Genomic DNA, 15,442 nt, shown 5'->3' on the forward strand with positions numbered 1-15,442 from the left:
GGTGATTCCTCGGGAGCGGTGGGAGACGCAACATGCACCGCCAGGCCACTGCCATTCAAGCAGGGACACCAGGCCGCCTGAAAAGAAAGTCTGCCGGCCGGCGGCTCACGACATCCTGCCAGAAACCGGCAGTAGCGAACCGGCCGTTGCCTTTTTGTACTCCTCCGCCCCTTCCCTTTCCGCCGGACTCTCTCCATATTCCCGCCATGTCGAAAACACCGAAAAAATCCCGCCCCTCCGACCTTGGCGGCTTCGAGGAAGCCCCCCAGGCCCCGTTCGAAGGCGCCCCCCTGTCTTCCAACGTCGCGGACTGGGCCGAAGAGCTGCAGCGCATGGCCGAGGCCGAGACGATCGAGACCCGCCACGACGTCGCCTCCAAGGCCGGCAAGCACCGCAAGAAGGTGGAGATCGCCGCGCAGAAGGCGAAAAACACGGACACCGTTGGGCCGGGCAGAAGCGCACGCGGCACCTCCATGGGCGGCACATCGGACCCCAAGGCCCGCGCCGCCGCCGGCCTCAATCCGGTCTCCGGCATGGACGTCTCGCTGGAGGAGGCCGGCGCCCTGGCTCCCGGCGGCGTCACCGCCACCGTCGAGGCCCTGTCGGCGCTGATCGAATCGGGCAATCCGCTGTTCAAGGACGGCAAGCTGTGGACGCCGCACCGTCCGGCCCGCCCGGAGAAATCCGAAGGCGGCATCAAGATCGTCATGAAATCCGATTTCGAGCCGGCCGGCGACCAGCCCACCGCCATCAAGGACCTGGTCGAAGGCCTCGCCAACCAGGACCGTACCCAGGTCCTGCTCGGCGTCACCGGTTCGGGCAAGACCTTCACCATGGCCAAGGTGATCGAGGCCACCCAGCGCCCGGCCGTCATCCTGGCGCCCAACAAGACGCTGGCCGCCCAGCTCTATTCCGAATTCAAGAATTTTTTCCCCGACAATGCGGTCGAATATTTCGTCTCCTACTACGACTATTACCAGCCGGAGGCCTATGTGCCGCGCTCCGACACCTTCATTGAGAAGGAATCGTCGATCAACGAGCAGATCGACCGCATGCGCCACTCCGCCACCCGCTCGCTGATCGAGCGCGACGACGTCATCATCGTCGCCTCAGTCTCCTGCATCTACGGTATCGGCTCGGTGGAAACCTACACCGCCATGACCTTCCAGATGCAGATCGGCGACCGGCTTGACCAGCGCCAATTGCTCGCCGACCTCGTCGCCCAGCAATACAAGCGCCGCGACATGGATTTTCAGCGCGGCTCTTTTCGCGTCAGGGGCGACACGATCGAGATCTTCCCGGCCCACCTGGAAGACGCGGCCTGGCGTATCTCGATGTTCGGCGACGAGATCGACGCCATCACCGAATTCGATCCGCTCACCGGCCAGAAGACCGACGACCTGAAGAGCGTGAAAATCTACGCCAATTCCCACTATGTCACCCCGCGCCCGACGCTCAACCAGGCGATCAAGTCGATCAAGGAGGAGCTGAAGCTGCGCCTCGCCGAGCTTGAAAAGGGCGGCCGCCTCTTGGAAGCCCAGCGGCTGGAACAGCGCACCCGCTACGATATCGAGATGCTGGAAGCCACCGGCTCCTGCGCCGGCATCGAGAACTATTCGCGCTATCTCACCGGCCGCCAGCCCGGCGAGCCGCCGCCGACTTTGTTCGAATATATCCCCGACAACGCCCTGCTGTTCATCGACGAGAGCCATGTCTCCGTCAGCCAGATCGGCGGCATGTATCGCGGCGACTTCAGGCGAAAAGCGACGCTGGCCGAATACGGCTTCCGCCTGCCCTCCTGCATGGACAACCGTCCCCTACGCTTCGAGGAATGGGACGCCATGCGCCCCGAGACCATCGCCGTCTCCGCCACCCCGGCCGCCTGGGAAATGGAACAGGCCGGCGGCGTCTTCGCCGAACAGGTCATTCGACCCACCGGCCTGATCGATCCGCCGGTCGAGGTTCGCCCGGCGAAGAGCCAGGTCGACGACGTGCTCGGCGAGATCCGCGAGACCGCTGCCGCCGGCTACCGCACCCTCGTCACCGTGCTCACCAAGCGCATGGCCGAGGATTTGACCGAATATCTGCACGAGCAAGGCATTCGCGTGCGCTACATGCACAGCGACATCGACACGCTGGAGCGCATCGAGATCATCCGCGACCTCAGGCTCGGCGCCTTCGACGTGCTCGTCGGCATCAACCTTCTGCGCGAAGGCCTCGACATCCCGGAATGCGGCTTCGTCGCCATTCTCGATGCCGACAAGGAGGGCTTTTTGCGCTCTGAAACCTCGCTGGTCCAGACCATCGGCCGCGCCGCGCGTAACGTCGACGGCAAGGTCATCCTCTATGCCGACAACATCACCGGCTCCATGCAGCGCGCCATGGACGAGACCTCGCGCCGCCGCGAAAAGCAGATGGCCTATAACGAGGCCAACGGCATCACGCCGGAATCGGTCAAGGCCCGCATTTCCGACATTCTCGATTCGGTCTACGAGCGCGACCATGTCCGCGCCGATATCGGCATCAGGGGCGTCAAGGGCGGCGTCACCGAACTGGTCGGCAACAATATGGCCGCCCATCTGGAAGCGCTCGAAAAACAGATGCGCAACGCCGCCGCCGACCTCGACTTCGAAACCGCCGCCCGCCTCCGCGACGAAATCAAGCGCCTCAAAGCCGCCGAACTCGCCGTCATGGACGACCCGATGGCAAGGCAGGAGGCGAGGAGCGCCGAAGGCGCGACCGGGAACGCAGGAAAGTCGGCGCGGGCGATGGAGGGCGCGCGCACCTCTCCGTCATCCTCGGGCAAGCGCAGCGCGACCCGAGGACCGGGCGCCGCAACCTCCGTCGACTCCCTCCCCCCTGTGGGGAGCGTTGGGGAGGGGAAAACCCCACCCACGGACCCGATCTCCCCCCTTGAGGGGGAAGATCAGTCTGGCCGCTCCCTCTTCGCCAAACCCAGCCTCGACGACATGGGCCCCGGTACCGACATGACACGCCCGGCCCGCAAGCCGTCTACCTTCGCCAAGCCCTCCCTCGACGAGATGGGCCGCGACATCGCCACCCCCGCCCGCTCCGCTTCTCCCCCACGGGGAGAAGGTGCCCGAAGGGCGGATGAGGGGGACCGTCCGGATGCCTCGAGCGAATCACCGCCGGCCGGCAGCCTCTTCCGCAAGAACAGCCTCGACGAAATGACCGTCGGCCGCACCGAAAAACCGCTCAACACCAGGGGTCAACTGCCGGAAAAACCGGACATCGCCAAAAGCACGAAGCGTTTCTCGCCGCTGATGGAAGGCCAGCCGGAGCGCTCGGACTCCTCTTCTCCCCAGCGGGGAGAAGGTGCCCGAAGGGCGGATGAGGGGGCCACACGCGCCGACGACCCCAAACCCCTGATCCGCGCCAAACCCGGCGCCGGCTCCTACGAGGATTCCGGCGACCTCAAGCGCCAGAAAAAGACCAAGGGCAAGACCGGCCGCCCCGGCCAATAAGCCCTCGAAAAGAAAACCGCCACAACGCCGCACATCCACGGACCCCATCTCCGCCCTTGCGGGGGAGATGTCGGCAAGGCCGACAGAGGGGGTAAGCCCCCACAATTTCCGCACCCACGGCACATTCTCTCTCAGCATGCCGGGAGGTGCAACGACGCCCTGCGTCGTCCCCTCTCCCCGCTTGCGGGGAGAGGGCTAGGGTGAGGGGCAAGCCAACGCCATCCCACCCCGCCCACATCCCCCAAAATGCACCTTGGCCGAACCACCGCCATCAACTAATCCTCGATCGACGCCGCCTCGCCAAAGGACCCTTCCATGCGCCTGCCCGCCCTGCTCCTCTCCGCCCTCATCGCATTCCCGGCCGCCGCGGAACCCTTCGAGACGCCACGCGCGCTGCTCGAAGCCCTCTACAGCGCCGACCCCGCCGAGGCCGACCCGAACGCGCCCTCGCCCTATTCCGCCTATTTCTCCGAAAAACTGAACGCCCGCTTCCAGGCCGACCTCGACAACACCCCGGAAGGCGACGTCGGCGCCATTGATTTCGACCCGGTCATCGCGGGCCAGGACGGCGAAGCCACCAATGTCGACATCGGCCAGCCGATCATCCTCGACACCACCGCCGAGCTGGAAGTCACCTTCACCAATTTCGAGCCCGTCACCCTCTATTACACGCTCGTGCACGAGCACGGCGCCTGGAAAGTCGATGACATCGCCCAGCAGCAGGGGGACTATCCGTGGAGCTTGAGCGGGCTGTTTGAGGGGGTGGGACGGTGAGCAGGCGAAGAATAAGCCTCCCCTCCGTCATCCTCGGGCTTGACCCGAGGATCCATCAACGACGCCCGCCCCTACTCAGCCCCAGCCGACGACTAAATCGTTACGAATTTTAGGCCAATCATCACTGAGAACCAGTTCAACTAATTGAGAAGGCAAACAAGCCCAAGCAGCCACCTGTTCAAGCGTTCTTTTTTTCTCTGACATAGCTTTTCGAGCCTCATCACGAGCAGATAAAGGAAATAAAATTGCAAGCGCTTGGTATATTGCAAATTTGTCTTTGGCCGCCATGAGATCGGCCAAACCGAAGTCCTCTGTAGAAAGGGGACCTAAAATCTTTTCTAATAACGCTTGAACCTCTTCTTCCGTGTTGGTTTGTTCTATCTCGCTATCACAAGCATGGATCAACTCCTTGCAACACACAAGACGCTGCCACTCGACAGAAAGATGTTTTGAATATACAATCAGGGTGATAAAGTCAGGTGAGCAATAAACACCAGGCTTAGTGGTGTACTGATAAAATACACCTTGTATTTCCGCAGGATCCTCGTCAGCGGCGCTGAATATAATCCTGTCCTGACAGCCTGCCTTTATCAGCTCCGCAGCCATGTCTTCCACTTCGAGTGGCATCTCATCGATTATAGCGACGGCAGCCAGCAAATTCTTCAAATACATAAACAACACCACCACGAAAAAAGGCTCGGAATGACCCGAGCCTTTTACGATTCGAATGAATCTGGATAGCCTTTTTAATGAAAAGCTTCAAGTTTACACTTTCGCATTCCAGTACGTGGCGGTTGATTAACCAATCCACCATCAATTGCGCTGCGAATGGCATCCGCAGCAGCATCAGAAAGGCGGGCAGCCGTCAGCCCGCGACTCTTTCCGGGCATAAACTTTATGTTCACCAGCTCACGCCCCTCTTCGAAAAGAAGGGAGTGGAGCTTAGTCTTGGCGCTCTCGGACATCATAGACACTCCTTCTGATCACGCATGTGGCACTCTCCCTTTGCCATCATACAGGAAGAACAGTGAGCGCTGACAAACGTTCCCTGTTCCGATTAAATTCTTGCCGCCGGAATTCTCCTCGTCGGCCAAGCCAAAAACACCATGACAGAAAGAATTACAAACGTAATCCCTATACGGGTGCTTTCGCCTCTATTCACGGCAATGTAGCGTTGCAATGCGGCAACAACAAGACCCTAGTTGCGGCGCCCTACACAACCAGGCGCATCTCGTCAATAGAATCTACACCACAAATCGTTGTGATGAGTTTAACAATTCAAATAAAATATAAAAGAGGGTCTCTACCCAATTTTTCCATGACATAAAGTCGCAGTTAAATTTTCCGATACCGCAAACAAAACCCCGGAAATACCCCTCAAACCCGGCAATCCACACCGCCGGATTGCGGAAGTATTCCGCCCGAGAACACCGCGCCTTATCTGGGTAGCTAAGCTCATTTTCAAATTCTGCTGGTAAGTATGATCCCCGCTCATCCCCGCCCCTCGCGCTCATGCCACACTCATCTCGTTCCGCCCTCGGATACACTGCCAGCCGTGGCAGCGAGGCGGGGCCGGCGCTGGACTTGGAGAAAGGACGGAAGTCTCCAGGTCCGGGGTTCGCGGAAAATGGTCTCCCTCCGGCGACACGGGGAGAGACGGGAGTTTTGCTCCTGTCTCTTGATGCCCGAAAGAGCGCGCCGGGCGTGCCTSCATCAGGTCAGACGAACATCTTTCGCCAGGCCACCTCAGAGGGACCCAAGTCGCGGGCAAAAACCGCCGAACGGGGCGCTGAAAGGTGCCACTTTTAGACTACCAAGCGAGGCAGCTTCCAGCGCCCCGTCCGAAAATGCCTTCAAGCCACGGCGAGACATCGCGCGTGAACGCATTCGCATGCACGGACATCCTGCACTCACACCGGAGACGAGACATGACAGAGCGCCGCCTTACGGTCCACACGAAGCTGATGGCGCACACCGCCGAGATGCTGGCCCTGCCGCATTTCGCCTGCCGCCGCCGCGACTGCCGCCGCCGGAACGCCTGCTTCTGGCATTTCAAGGGAAGCGGCGAGCCCTGCTGCCTGCGCAACCTGACGCCCGAACAACGCCGCCTGTTCGACGACCTCTACGAGCAGGCCTTGCTCGTCCGCGAGCATGGCGGCCGCAACGGCCTGATGTATGCCTGGGGCAATGCCGAGCACCGGCCGCTGCAGGATGCCGGCGTCGAGATCGCCCGCACCATCATTCCGCCCCACGACAAACGCCGCTTCGACACCTTCCGCCGCGACCGGGAAAACCCGTCCGGCCCGGCATCCGGCGGCTCGGTTGACCTTGACAACCGCCGTGATCGTTCGTGAGCCTCGGGGCTCCTCACCCTCCGTCATTCCTGTGCTCGTCACAGGAATCCAGCCACGGCGCGTCCGCGCCGTGAAAGGAGGCTTTCCTTCGTTCCTCGTAAAGAGTCTAACGCGCCGTGGACACGGCACACTGGATTCCTGTGACAAGCACAGGAATGACGGACACCGGGAGACCCCCGAAACAACGCTCGACACATCGAAAAGACGTCCGCATGAATCACCCCTCCCTATTCCGCCGCCTTCACCTCGGCCAGCGCCTCCATCTCGTAGGAATAGCCTTCGAGCATGGCATAGGCCTGCTCGATCGCCTCGATCTGCGTCTCGGCGCTGCGGATCGCCTCGCTGATCGATTGCGAGCGGCTGCGCAGCATCGCGCCGAGCACGTCGGCGGCGGGCCGGCGGCCGAGCCGGTCGAGATGCTGGCGCACCCGGGCGCGGTGCCGCTCCAGTTCGAGGATGTGGAAGCGGCTCTGCACCATGTCGTCGGAGAGTTTGCGGCGCATGGCCGCGACCGGATCGAAACTGCCGGGCTCGCGTTCGTCGAGGATGACGTCGCTGACCAGGGTCTCCAGCCGCAATATGCCCTTGAGATCGCGCGGATCGGCCAGTTCCGGGTCGTAGCCGGTATGGTCGTAGAGCTTGCGGCGCACCGGGTCCTTCAAGAGCTCGTAGCAGGCCCGCAGCCGGCCAAAAGCCTTCTCGTCGCCGCCGCTGTCGGGATGAGCAGTCTTCACCTGTTTCCGATAGGCCGCCTTGACCGCCTCGCCATCGGCCTCGCGCCCGATGCCGAGCGTTTCATAGGGATCGATCAATGAGCACCTCGCATTCCCGCCGCACCTCGTCCTTCCGCCTTTGCCCCTTGGCCCCTTGCAGCCTGGCACCTGACCTAGCCCGTCGCCGGGCCGTCATCAACCCCGCTCCTTCATCGGGCACGGCCGGGACCAAATTGTGGTGGAAAGGCGATGGCCGGCGGTTTTCCCCGGCGGCGAGGCGAAAACAGAGATTTGGCCAAGGCCGCGGCGTTCGGCGGCACAGTTTAGCGGCAAGGATTAAACGCTTGCTATTTTGTTTTTTTGCTGGCAATTATTTCGATGTTCGGGCGTTTTCAATCCCGGAGACTGGACTGGCTGTATGGTCCCGGAAGCAAACCGGGCGTGTCGATAAAGACGGCACTGTAGACGTTCTTTCCCCGTACGTGACTTCACCCACCGCTTTCCGCATAAAGACAAAACGGAAAGAAAAGAAGTCTCCACCCTGGCAGGGGTGAAGACAGATCAACAAGGGAAACAAGGACTTCTCCCATGGCCACCAAGGGCACCGTAAAATTCTTCAACCAGGACAAGGGCTTTGGCTTCATCACGCCGGAAGGCGGCGCCAAGGACGTGTTCGTACACATCTCCGCGCTGCAGGCCGCCGGCCTCCAGACCCTCAAGGACGGCCAGCAGGTCACCTTCGACACCGAGCCGGACCGCATGGGCAAGGGCCCGAAGGCCGTCAACATCCAGGCCGACTAAGCCTGACGATCCAAGCGATCGCTCTTCAAACGGCGCCTCCCGGGGCGCCGTTTTTTTTGTTCGGGATGTGAAGTGAGGAGTTAAGAACAACAAAGCCGCACGCCATCAACCTACCTCCCGCTCACTAATCACTGCTCACCTACTCCGCGGCCTGCCGCCCCTCGGCGGCTGTCAGCACGGCCTCGAAGGCGCGGGCGATGATATCAGGGCCGGCGCCGGGGCGGGTCGCGTCGCTGGAGAGGATCTGGCGGAACCGCCGCGCCCCCGGCCAGCTCTGGAACAGGCCCACCATGTGGCGGGTCACATGGATCAACCGTCCGCCGGCGGCAATGTGGCCGGCCGCATGCTCCATCATCGCGGCGCAGACCCCGGCCCAGAAGTCGGCCGATTGCCGGTGCCCGCCGGCGGTAAACGCCTCGCTTCCAAAATCGACAGGTGCCGTGCCGCTGAGCGGATGGGAAAAAAATCCGTCCACGGCGCTCAGCATTGCACTATCGTGATAGGCAGCCCGGCCCAGCATGACGCCATCCACGGGGTTTTCCTGATTCAGTTCCTCAAGAGCCTGATTCAAACTGCCAAGACCGCCATTGAGGCCGATGAAAAGATGAGGATATTCGCTTTTGAGCCGGCGCACGAGGCCATAGTCCAGAGGCGGGATATCGCGGTTTTCCTTCGGCGAAAGTCCCTGCAGCCAGGCTTTTCGCGCATGCACCCAGACCGCGTCGGCACCCGCCACCGCCACATCCGCCACCAGCGCGCGCAGCGCCAGTTCGGGGTCCTGGTCGTCGACGCCGATCCGGCATTTGACGGTGACGGGAATGGAGACCGCGGCCTTCATCGCCGCCACGCAATCGGCAACCACCGCCGGCTCGCGCATCAGGCAGGCGCCGAAGGTTCCCGATTGCACCCGGTCGGAGGGGCAGCCGACATTCATGTTGATCTCGGCATAGCCGAACGCCTCGCCGATCCGTGCCGCCTGCGCCATCTTCTCCGGATCATTGCCGCCAAGCTGAAGCGCCACCGGCTGCTCGCCTGCATCATGCCCAAGCAGCCGCTGCCGGTCGCCACGCAGGATCGCCTCGCTGACGATCATTTCCGTGTAAAGCAGGGCATGGCTCGAAAGCTGGCGGGCCAGGAACCGATAATGCCGATCCGTCCAGTCGATCATAGGGGCAACGGCAAAAACCGGCGCCTTGAAGTAGCGGCCGGATGCGGCCTTCGTGTCGGATGGCTGGCAGCCTTCTTGGCCTGTGAAAGAATGTGCGGTGGTCATGGTGCCTGTCTCGCTTGCCTGCCGGGTCGTGCCGTCGCAGCCGGTCTCGATCCGGAAGGTGCGGCCTATACACTGCAAAGGGGAAAAAAGCGAGACAAGAGCCACCCGGCGCGGAGGTTCGGCATGGAGAGAGGCATTCGAAATTATTGGAACGGGAAAGGCGAAGCGGGCCGGAAACCGGTCCCGGCTGCGGAAAAGCCGCCTCCTCCCGAAGCCTTTGGCAATCGGCAAGTCCAAGGCGGGAGACTTGAAACGGACGCGATAGGCGCCGCTCAGTGGGTCCGCAGTTTCGCTTCCTTCGCGGCGGAAATGAAGACCTCGCGCGCTTCCTCCGGCGATTTGCGGCCCTCGATTGCCGCGCGGCAGAAGCTCCTGGCCGCGACATAGCGTGGGCCGCGCATGTCAGGCCATGTATCCATCAGGCAGATCAGGGCATCGAACGGGCCCTGTACGGTTTGGGAAGCTTTATGCGCGAAACCAACCTCGACGGGGCTGGACCACTTGGCATTTGGCATGAACGTCTCCTCCGATTGTCTTGCCAGACCATAACCACAAGGTAATCCATTTGGTTCCCGCTGGGCAGTCCTCGGCAATAAAAAAAGCCGGCCGCGCAAACCCATGCGGTCGGCTTCCTAAATCGGAGCCGGAGTGCCGAGAAAATTGGCTTCCAAGCCATGGGGTTGAAGCGGAAATCAGGCTCCAGCCGGCCTCAACGCTGCAAATACCTTATCTATCCCAATGCCAATAGCGGCTTCTCTCCGGTGCAGAGCCGCTGCCGATCAGGTAACCGGCGATGAAAGCTGCAGCGCCAAACACCAGAAGGGCCGTGCCAGTAGCGGAAGGGTGGTCCTGCGCGCTGCGGGTCACCGCGCCGGCCTCTTCCTTGACATATCCGGCGGCCTGGCGCGCCTTGGCGGCAAGCCCGTCCGTCTTTTCCAGCTCGCCGGTAAAGCCGGTCTTCAAATTCTTGACGTTCGCCATTCGAAACTCCTTCCGCAGGGCTGTTCTGTTCGACAAACCCATGAAGTGCCGGATGGTTCCCGCAGCCGGACTGAGCGGCCGTCTTCGCCAGGTCGATATGGCCTCTATTCCGGATGGCCGATCATATGGCCCGCTCCGATACACTTTCCGGTCGCCATGGTGCGCCGGGCGTCACGGCTTGTTCATCGCACGGTGCTATAATCGGAGGCGCCTCACAAAAACCTGTTTCCAGGCAGCTACTGCGCACAGAATCATAAGAATAAGAAATAGGGAGTAAAACATGGGTCAGGACCATCTGTATCGTATCGTCGAGGTCAGCCTCAAGCACGGCGCAAGCCGGCGTGACGTCGGCATCATGACCGTGCGCCAGGCACTGGAACTCCCGGATGTTCCAAGCCTGGAATATACCTATCCCGAGATCAATTCACATGCCGACAGCCGGTTTCTGACCCGCGACCAGCTTCAGGCCTATGTCTGCGGCTGATCGGTCTTTCCCCGCCCGGTGAAGGGGTGCTATCGTCAGATATTCGCAATCGAATGTCTGGACCGAAATGACAACCGTATTTTCGCTGCCTGCCCCCGTTCTCCTGCCCGTCTCCGGCTCCAAATCGTCCTTTCCCGTCCGTCGGGTCTATTGTGTCGGGCGCAATTATGCGGCCCACGCTATTGAAATGGGCCATGACCCCGTGCGCGAACCGCCCTTCTTCTTCCAGAAGAACCCCGACAATGTCGTCCTGCCGGCCGCCGGTTTTCCCTATCCGCCCCTGTCTGAGGATGTCCACCACGAGGTGGAACTGGTCGTCGCGCTGAAGAGCGGTGGCGAGGCGATCGACGCCGCCGATGCGCTCGACTGCGTCTATGGCTATGGTGTCGGCATCGATTTTACCCGCCGCGACCTGCAGGCCCGGGCAAAATCCGCCGGCAAGCCCTGGGAAGCGGCAAAGGCCTTTGAGCATTCCGCACCGGTTTCGCCCCTCGTCCCCGCCGAGGCGATCGGCCATCTGGACAACGGTCGCATCTGGCTCGCCGTCAATGGCGAAACGAGACAGGAAGGCGATCTTTCCCAGATGATCTGGAACGTGCCGGAAATCATTGCGGAACTGTCGCGCCTGTTCAGGCTTTCCGCCGGCGACCTGATCATGACCGGCACCCCCTCCGGTGTCGGCGCGGTCGCGCGCCGCGATGTGATTTCCTGCGGCATAGATGGGGTTGCGACCCTTTCCGTCACCGTCGTCTGACAGCAAAGGCAGAGCCCATGCCCCTTTACGACCTTGGCCCCCGCCACCCCCGCACACCGGCCGAGGGCAGCTACTGGCTGGCGCCGGACGCCCATGTGATCGGCGATGTCGAACTGGGCGAGGATGTCGGCATCTGGTTCGGTGCGGTGCTGCGCGGCGACAATGAGCGGATCAGCATCGGCAGCCGCAGCAATATCCAGGAAGGCGCCGTCGTCCATGTCGATCCGGGATATCCGGTGACGATCGGCGAAGGCTGCACGATCGGCCATCGCGCCATCGTGCATGGCTGCAGCATTGGTGACAATTCCCTGATCGGCATGGGCGCGACAGTGCTCAATGGTGCCGTCATCGGCAGGAATTGCCTGGTCGGCGCCAATGCCCTGATCACCGAGGGCAAAAGCTTTCCGGACAATTCGCTGATCGTCGGCGCGCCGGCGCGGGCTATCCGCGTGCTCGATGAGACCGCTGTCGCGGGCTTGCGCAAATCGGCCGAGAGCTATGTCGAGAAGTGGCGGCATTTCGCCACCTCGCTCTCGCTGGTCGATCAGGCAAAGCGGTGACGGCTATTCCGCCGCGCTGCAGTTCTGGCAATGGCCGCGGATTTCGATCGTCGTTTTCTCGGTCTTGAAATGCCGGACGCCGGCCAGCACCGACAGGCGCTCCTCGATACCCGCATCGTGCATCTCGTCCACCTGCCCGCAATCCTCGCAGATGGCGAAGGCCGTGACCCCGTGATCGGTATGATGGTCATGGGGCTGCGTGCAGGCGACGAAGGCGTTGAGGCTTTCGAGACGGTGGACAAGGCCGAGTTCGCGCAATTTGTCGAGCGCCCGGTAGACCTGCAGCGGCGCGCGAAAGCCGTGGTCCCGCAGCTTGTCGAGGATCGTGTAGGCGCTGAGCGGGCCCTCTGCACCGGTCAGCGCATCCAGAACGAGAATCTGGTTCCTGGTCAGAGGCTGTGTCGCCATCAATGCTGTCCTCCAGATGTCGGATGGGTCATCGCTCCACCGGCGGCCCGGCGCCCGAACGGTATAAGACTGAGCACGAAAAGCCCGAGCGCCGCAACCACGATCGAAGGGCCGGAAGGCGTATCGAAATGAAGCGAGCCGAATAATCCGCCGGTGACCGCAAGCACGCCGATCAACGAGGCAAGCACGGCCATGATTTCCGGCGAACTGGCAAAGCGCCGCGCCGTCGCCGCCGGGATGATCAGAAGCGAGGTGATGAGCAGGATGCCGACGATCTTCATGGCGATGGCAATCACCAGCGCCATCAGCAGCATGAAGAAAAGCCGTGCTCGTTGCGGCTGCAGGCCTTCGGCTTCGGCAAGCTCGTGATTGACGGTGGAGGCAAGCAGCGGCCGCCAGAGGTAGATAATGGCGAAAAGCACCAGAATGCCGCCGCCCCAGACCAGATCGATATCGGCCCTGGATACGGCCAGGATATCGCCGAACAGGAAGCCGATCAGGTCGATCCGCACCCAGCTCATGAAGGCGACCAGGACGAGGCCGATCGACAGGGTCGAATGGGAGAGAATGCCCAGCAGCGCATCTGTGGAGAGCGCGCCGCGCCGATGCAAGAGAAGCAGCAGCAGCGAGACGCCGGCGGCGACCAGGAAGACGCTGAGCATCAGGTTGAGATCGAACAGCAGCGACAGCGCTACCCCGAGCAGAGCGGAATGGGCCATCGTATCGCCGAAATAAGCCATGCGCCGCCAGATGACGAAACAGCCGAGCGGTCCTACGGTGATAGCAAGACCGATGCCGGCGACGAGCGCCCGGATGAAGAAATCGTCAAGCACGGTCGCGCTCCTTGGTATCGAAGCCCTGCAGGCGGCTGTGGTGGCCACAGCCGCAATCCGGTCCGTGGCTGTGATCGAGATCGCCGCCCTCGTCTGCCCGGTCGCCATGATGATGTCCGTCATCCGGGTGGCAGTGATCGGTAATGCTGCCATCGGCGTGAAGCACCCGCCCGTCGGGCAGATGGGTATGGTCGTGATCATGGCTGTAGACGGCGAGCGTCTTTGCCGCGCGGCTACCGAACAGCTTGAGATATTCCGGGCTCTGGCTGACCGCCTGCGGCGTACCGCGGCAACAGACATGGCTGTTGAGGCAGATGACCGTATCAGTCGCCGCCATGACCATGTGCAAATCGTGCGAAATCAGCAGGATGCCGCAGCCGGTCCGGTTGCGGATGGACTTGATCAGGTCGTAGAGGGCGATTTCACCGGTGAAATCGACGCCCTGCACCGGCTCGTCGAGAACCAGAAGATCCGGCTTGCGGGCAACGGCGCGGGCGAGAAGCGCGCGCTGGAATTCGCCGCCGGACAGATGCTGCACCTCGGCGCGGGCAAGATGGGAAATGCCGGTGGCGGAAAGCGCATCGGCGATCTCACCGGCCTTCAGTGGCCCGGTCAAGGTCATCAGCCGCTCGACGGTCAAGGGCAGCGTCCAGTCGATCGCAAGTTTTTGCGGGACATAGCCAACCTTCAAGCCTGGCTGCCTCTCCACCCAGCCCTCGTCCGGCTTGAGAACGCCGATCGCCGCCTTCGCCGTCGTCGATTTTCCCGAACCATTGGGGCCGATCAGCGTAACGATCTCGCCGCGCCCAATCGAAAATTCGACACCGCGCACCAGCCAACGGCCATTGCGGCGCACGCCGGCATTTTTCAGGACCACAAGCGGCTTTTGATCGGACAGCTTGTGATCGGAGGGGCGGATCAGAGACATTTCAAAATTTCCGAATTCGGTGTTGCCAGTTGCTATGCCACACGTTATAGCATTACGCAATTGATGTAATAACATTACATGCATTAACAAGCCCGGAGCCGATCAATGAATCTGAAGACCCTATTTCTTGCCCCCCTGCTGCTGGCTTCGACTGCCGCAGCCCATGCCGAAGCGCCGAATGTCGTGGTTTCGATCAAGCCCATCCACTCTCTGGTCGCATCGATCATGCAGGGAATTGGCGAGCCGGCACTGATCGTCGATGGCGCCGCCTCGCCCCATACCTTCAGCATGAAGCCCTCCAGTGCGGTTGCCATCGAGAAGGCCGATATCGTCTTCTGGGTCGGTCATGGGATGGAGGCCTTTCTGGAAAAACCGCTGGAGACGCTTGGCGAGGGCGCGAAACGCGTGGCGCTGGAAGAGGCTCCCGGCCTGACCAAGCTGGAATTCCGCGAAGGCGGCGCCTTCGAGGCGCATGATCACGGCGACGACCACGACCATGGCGACGCACATGCGGTAGCTGAGGGCGAAGACGCACATGCCGGGGAGCACCACCATGACGGCGGCTTCGACATGCATCTCTGGCTCGACCCCGCCAATGCAAAGGCGATGGCGACCGAGATCGAAAAGACACTGGCCGCGGCGGATCCGGACAATGCCGCCACCTACAGCGCCAATCTCGACAAGCTGAACACGCGCATCGACACGCTCGACGGGATGCTCGCAGAAACTGTCGCGCCGATCCGCGACACGCCCTTCGTCGTCTTTCACGACGCCTATCAATATTTCGAGCATCGCTATGGCGTGAAGGTGGCCGGCTCGATCACCGTCAGCCCGGAAAGTCTGCCCGGTGCCGCGCGGCTGACGCAGATCCATGAAAAAATCATCGACCTTGGCGCAACCTGCGTCTTTGCCGAACCGCAGTTCGAACCGAAGCTGGTCAATGTCGTGCTGGAGGGCACGAAAGCCAAATCCGGCACGCTCGACCCGGAGGGGGCGACCATCGAAGCCGGACCAGACCTCTATTTCCAGCTCATGGAAGGCATCGCCACATCCCTGAAGACCTGCCTCTCCTCGAGCGACTGACAGGTCGCCTT

The 15,442-nt window shown here is 61.8% G+C and carries 18 protein-coding genes; 8 read left to right on the forward strand and 10 right to left on the reverse strand.

Translation table 11 applies throughout. The features are described from left to right. Window positions 1-206 precede the first annotated feature (206 nt). Window positions 207-3,485 (forward strand): excinuclease ABC subunit UvrB, encoded by a 3,279-nt coding sequence (gene uvrB / locus ASD31_RS01105; protein WP_056328272.1) that lies wholly within the window; start codon window positions 207-209, stop codon window positions 3,483-3,485. Between the two features lie 315 nt (window positions 3,486-3,800). Then, entirely contained in the window at window positions 3,801-4,259 is a 459-nt protein-coding gene (locus ASD31_RS01110) for a DUF3828 domain-containing protein (RefSeq protein ID WP_056328273.1), read from the forward strand. A 75-nt stretch (window positions 4,260-4,334) separates the two neighbouring features. Here ASD31_RS01110 and ASD31_RS01115 read toward each other — a convergent pair whose 3' ends face one another. From ASD31_RS01115 to ASD31_RS25710, 3 genes are all read right to left on the reverse strand, one after another. Beyond that, the gene (locus ASD31_RS01115) at window positions 4,335-4,931 is read right to left on the reverse strand and encodes a hypothetical protein (protein WP_156392455.1); all 597 of its coding nucleotides are present in this window, start codon (window positions 4,929-4,931) and stop codon (window positions 4,335-4,337) included. 74 nt (window positions 4,932-5,005) lie between these two features. Then, window positions 5,006-5,224, reverse strand: coding sequence for a hypothetical protein (locus ASD31_RS01120; RefSeq protein WP_156392456.1), 219 nt, complete (start codon window positions 5,222-5,224; stop codon window positions 5,006-5,008). A 279-nt stretch (window positions 5,225-5,503) separates the two neighbouring features. Beyond that, window positions 5,504-5,773 (reverse strand): hypothetical protein, encoded by a 270-nt coding sequence (locus ASD31_RS25710; protein WP_156392457.1) that lies wholly within the window; start codon window positions 5,771-5,773, stop codon window positions 5,504-5,506. Window positions 5,774-6,187: 414 nt separating this feature from the next. Between ASD31_RS25710 and ASD31_RS01125 the strand changes: the two genes are divergently transcribed. Continuing rightward, the gene (locus ASD31_RS01125; protein ID WP_056328279.1) at window positions 6,188-6,613 is read left to right on the forward strand and encodes a hypothetical protein; all 426 of its coding nucleotides are present in this window, start codon (window positions 6,188-6,190) and stop codon (window positions 6,611-6,613) included. A 227-nt stretch (window positions 6,614-6,840) separates the two neighbouring features. Here ASD31_RS01125 and ASD31_RS01130 read toward each other — a convergent pair whose 3' ends face one another. Next, entirely contained in the window at window positions 6,841-7,425 is a 585-nt protein-coding gene (locus tag ASD31_RS01130) for a J domain-containing protein (RefSeq protein WP_056328280.1), read from the reverse strand. 489 nt (window positions 7,426-7,914) lie between these two features. Between ASD31_RS01130 and ASD31_RS01135 the strand changes: the two genes are divergently transcribed. Further along, the gene (locus ASD31_RS01135) at window positions 7,915-8,127 is read left to right on the forward strand and encodes a cold-shock protein (protein WP_037095903.1); all 213 of its coding nucleotides are present in this window, start codon (window positions 7,915-7,917) and stop codon (window positions 8,125-8,127) included. A gap of 139 nt (window positions 8,128-8,266) precedes the next feature. Here ASD31_RS01135 and dusA read toward each other — a convergent pair whose 3' ends face one another. The 3 genes from dusA to ASD31_RS01150 all read right to left on the reverse strand — a co-directional run bounded on the left by dusA (window position 8,267) and on the right by ASD31_RS01150 (window position 10,381). Further along, window positions 8,267-9,400, reverse strand: coding sequence for a tRNA dihydrouridine(20/20a) synthase DusA (gene dusA, locus ASD31_RS01140; RefSeq protein WP_056329257.1), 1,134 nt, complete (start codon window positions 9,398-9,400; stop codon window positions 8,267-8,269). Window positions 9,401-9,672: 272 nt separating this feature from the next. Beyond that, on the reverse strand, window positions 9,673-9,915 hold the full coding sequence (locus ASD31_RS01145) for a DUF982 domain-containing protein (RefSeq protein ID WP_056328281.1): 243 nt from the start codon (window positions 9,913-9,915) through the stop codon (window positions 9,673-9,675). Window positions 9,916-10,126: 211 nt separating this feature from the next. Beyond that, complete coding sequence (locus ASD31_RS01150) at window positions 10,127-10,381, reverse strand: hypothetical protein (RefSeq protein WP_056328283.1); 255 nt, start codon at window positions 10,379-10,381, stop codon at window positions 10,127-10,129. A 280-nt stretch (window positions 10,382-10,661) separates the two neighbouring features. Here ASD31_RS01150 and ASD31_RS01155 point away from each other — a divergent pair, with 280 nt between their 5' ends. The 3 genes from ASD31_RS01155 to ASD31_RS01165 all read left to right on the forward strand — a co-directional run bounded on the left by ASD31_RS01155 (window position 10,662) and on the right by ASD31_RS01165 (window position 12,179). Further along, on the forward strand, window positions 10,662-10,865 hold the full coding sequence (locus ASD31_RS01155; protein ID WP_056328284.1) for a hypothetical protein: 204 nt from the start codon (window positions 10,662-10,664) through the stop codon (window positions 10,863-10,865). 67 nt (window positions 10,866-10,932) lie between these two features. Continuing rightward, window positions 10,933-11,619, forward strand: coding sequence for a fumarylacetoacetate hydrolase family protein (locus ASD31_RS01160; RefSeq protein ID WP_056328286.1), 687 nt, complete (start codon window positions 10,933-10,935; stop codon window positions 11,617-11,619). Window positions 11,620-11,636: 17 nt separating this feature from the next. Then, on the forward strand, window positions 11,637-12,179 hold the full coding sequence (locus ASD31_RS01165) for a gamma carbonic anhydrase family protein (RefSeq protein WP_056328288.1): 543 nt from the start codon (window positions 11,637-11,639) through the stop codon (window positions 12,177-12,179). A 3-nt stretch (window positions 12,180-12,182) separates the two neighbouring features. Here the strand turns inward: ASD31_RS01165 and ASD31_RS01170 are convergent, their stop codons facing one another. From ASD31_RS01170 to ASD31_RS01180, 3 genes are read right to left on the reverse strand one after another with little or no spacing between them, the layout of a single operon-like run. Continuing rightward, the gene (locus ASD31_RS01170) at window positions 12,183-12,587 is read right to left on the reverse strand and encodes a Fur family transcriptional regulator (RefSeq protein WP_056328289.1); all 405 of its coding nucleotides are present in this window, start codon (window positions 12,585-12,587) and stop codon (window positions 12,183-12,185) included. Further along, on the reverse strand, window positions 12,587-13,420 hold the full coding sequence (locus tag ASD31_RS01175) for a metal ABC transporter permease (protein WP_056328291.1): 834 nt from the start codon (window positions 13,418-13,420) through the stop codon (window positions 12,587-12,589). Before ASD31_RS01175 ends, ASD31_RS01170 begins: the two co-directional genes overlap by 1 nt. Next, window positions 13,413-14,348 carry an ATP-binding cassette domain-containing protein gene (locus ASD31_RS01180; RefSeq protein ID WP_056328292.1) on the reverse strand — a complete coding sequence of 312 codons (936 nt, stop codon included), beginning with the start codon at window positions 14,346-14,348 and terminating at the stop codon, window positions 13,413-13,415. Before ASD31_RS01180 ends, ASD31_RS01175 begins: the two co-directional genes overlap by 8 nt. Before the next feature lie 105 nt (window positions 14,349-14,453). Between ASD31_RS01180 and znuA the strand changes: the two genes are divergently transcribed. Then, entirely contained in the window at window positions 14,454-15,431 is a 978-nt protein-coding gene (znuA, locus tag ASD31_RS01185; protein WP_056328294.1) for a zinc ABC transporter substrate-binding protein ZnuA, read from the forward strand. Window positions 15,432-15,442: the final 11 nt, after the last annotated feature.

Origin of the sequence: Rhizobium sp. Root482 (assembly GCF_001426565.1) — a bacterium.
GTDB lineage: Bacteria > Pseudomonadota > Alphaproteobacteria > Rhizobiales > Rhizobiaceae > Pararhizobium.

Excerpts from the sequence above, each read along its gene's own strand:
- ASD31_RS01135 (WP_037095903.1), top strand. The coding sequence starts at position 7,915 with ATGGCCACCAAGGGCACCGTAAAATTCTTCAACCAGGACAAGGGCTTT.
- ASD31_RS01150 (WP_056328283.1), bottom strand. The coding sequence starts at position 10,381 with ATGGCGAACGTCAAGAATTTGAAGACCGGCTTTACCGGCGAGCTGGAA.
- dusA (WP_056329257.1), bottom strand. The coding sequence starts at position 9,400 with ATGACCACCGCACATTCTTTCACAGGCCAAGAAGGCTGCCAGCCATCC.
- ASD31_RS01110 (WP_056328273.1), top strand. The coding sequence starts at position 3,801 with ATGCGCCTGCCCGCCCTGCTCCTCTCCGCCCTCATCGCATTCCCGGCC.
- ASD31_RS01165 (WP_056328288.1), top strand. The coding sequence starts at position 11,637 with ATGCCCCTTTACGACCTTGGCCCCCGCCACCCCCGCACACCGGCCGAG.
- ASD31_RS01120 (WP_156392456.1), bottom strand. The coding sequence starts at position 5,224 with ATGTCCGAGAGCGCCAAGACTAAGCTCCACTCCCTTCTTTTCGAAGAG.
- ASD31_RS25710 (WP_156392457.1), bottom strand. The coding sequence starts at position 5,773 with ATGAGCGCGAGGGGCGGGGATGAGCGGGGATCATACTTACCAGCAGAA.
- ASD31_RS01145 (WP_056328281.1), bottom strand. The coding sequence starts at position 9,915 with ATGCCAAATGCCAAGTGGTCCAGCCCCGTCGAGGTTGGTTTCGCGCAT.
- ASD31_RS01170 (WP_056328289.1), bottom strand. The coding sequence starts at position 12,587 with ATGGCGACACAGCCTCTGACCAGGAACCAGATTCTCGTTCTGGATGCG.
- ASD31_RS01155 (WP_056328284.1), top strand. The coding sequence starts at position 10,662 with ATGGGTCAGGACCATCTGTATCGTATCGTCGAGGTCAGCCTCAAGCAC.
- ASD31_RS01160 (WP_056328286.1), top strand. The coding sequence starts at position 10,933 with ATGACAACCGTATTTTCGCTGCCTGCCCCCGTTCTCCTGCCCGTCTCC.
- ASD31_RS01115 (WP_156392455.1), bottom strand. The coding sequence starts at position 4,931 with ATGTATTTGAAGAATTTGCTGGCTGCCGTCGCTATAATCGATGAGATG.
- ASD31_RS01125 (WP_056328279.1), top strand. The coding sequence starts at position 6,188 with ATGACAGAGCGCCGCCTTACGGTCCACACGAAGCTGATGGCGCACACC.
- uvrB (WP_056328272.1), top strand. The coding sequence starts at position 207 with ATGTCGAAAACACCGAAAAAATCCCGCCCCTCCGACCTTGGCGGCTTC.
- znuA (WP_056328294.1), top strand. The coding sequence starts at position 14,454 with ATGAATCTGAAGACCCTATTTCTTGCCCCCCTGCTGCTGGCTTCGACT.
- ASD31_RS01180 (WP_056328292.1), bottom strand. The coding sequence starts at position 14,348 with ATGTCTCTGATCCGCCCCTCCGATCACAAGCTGTCCGATCAAAAGCCG.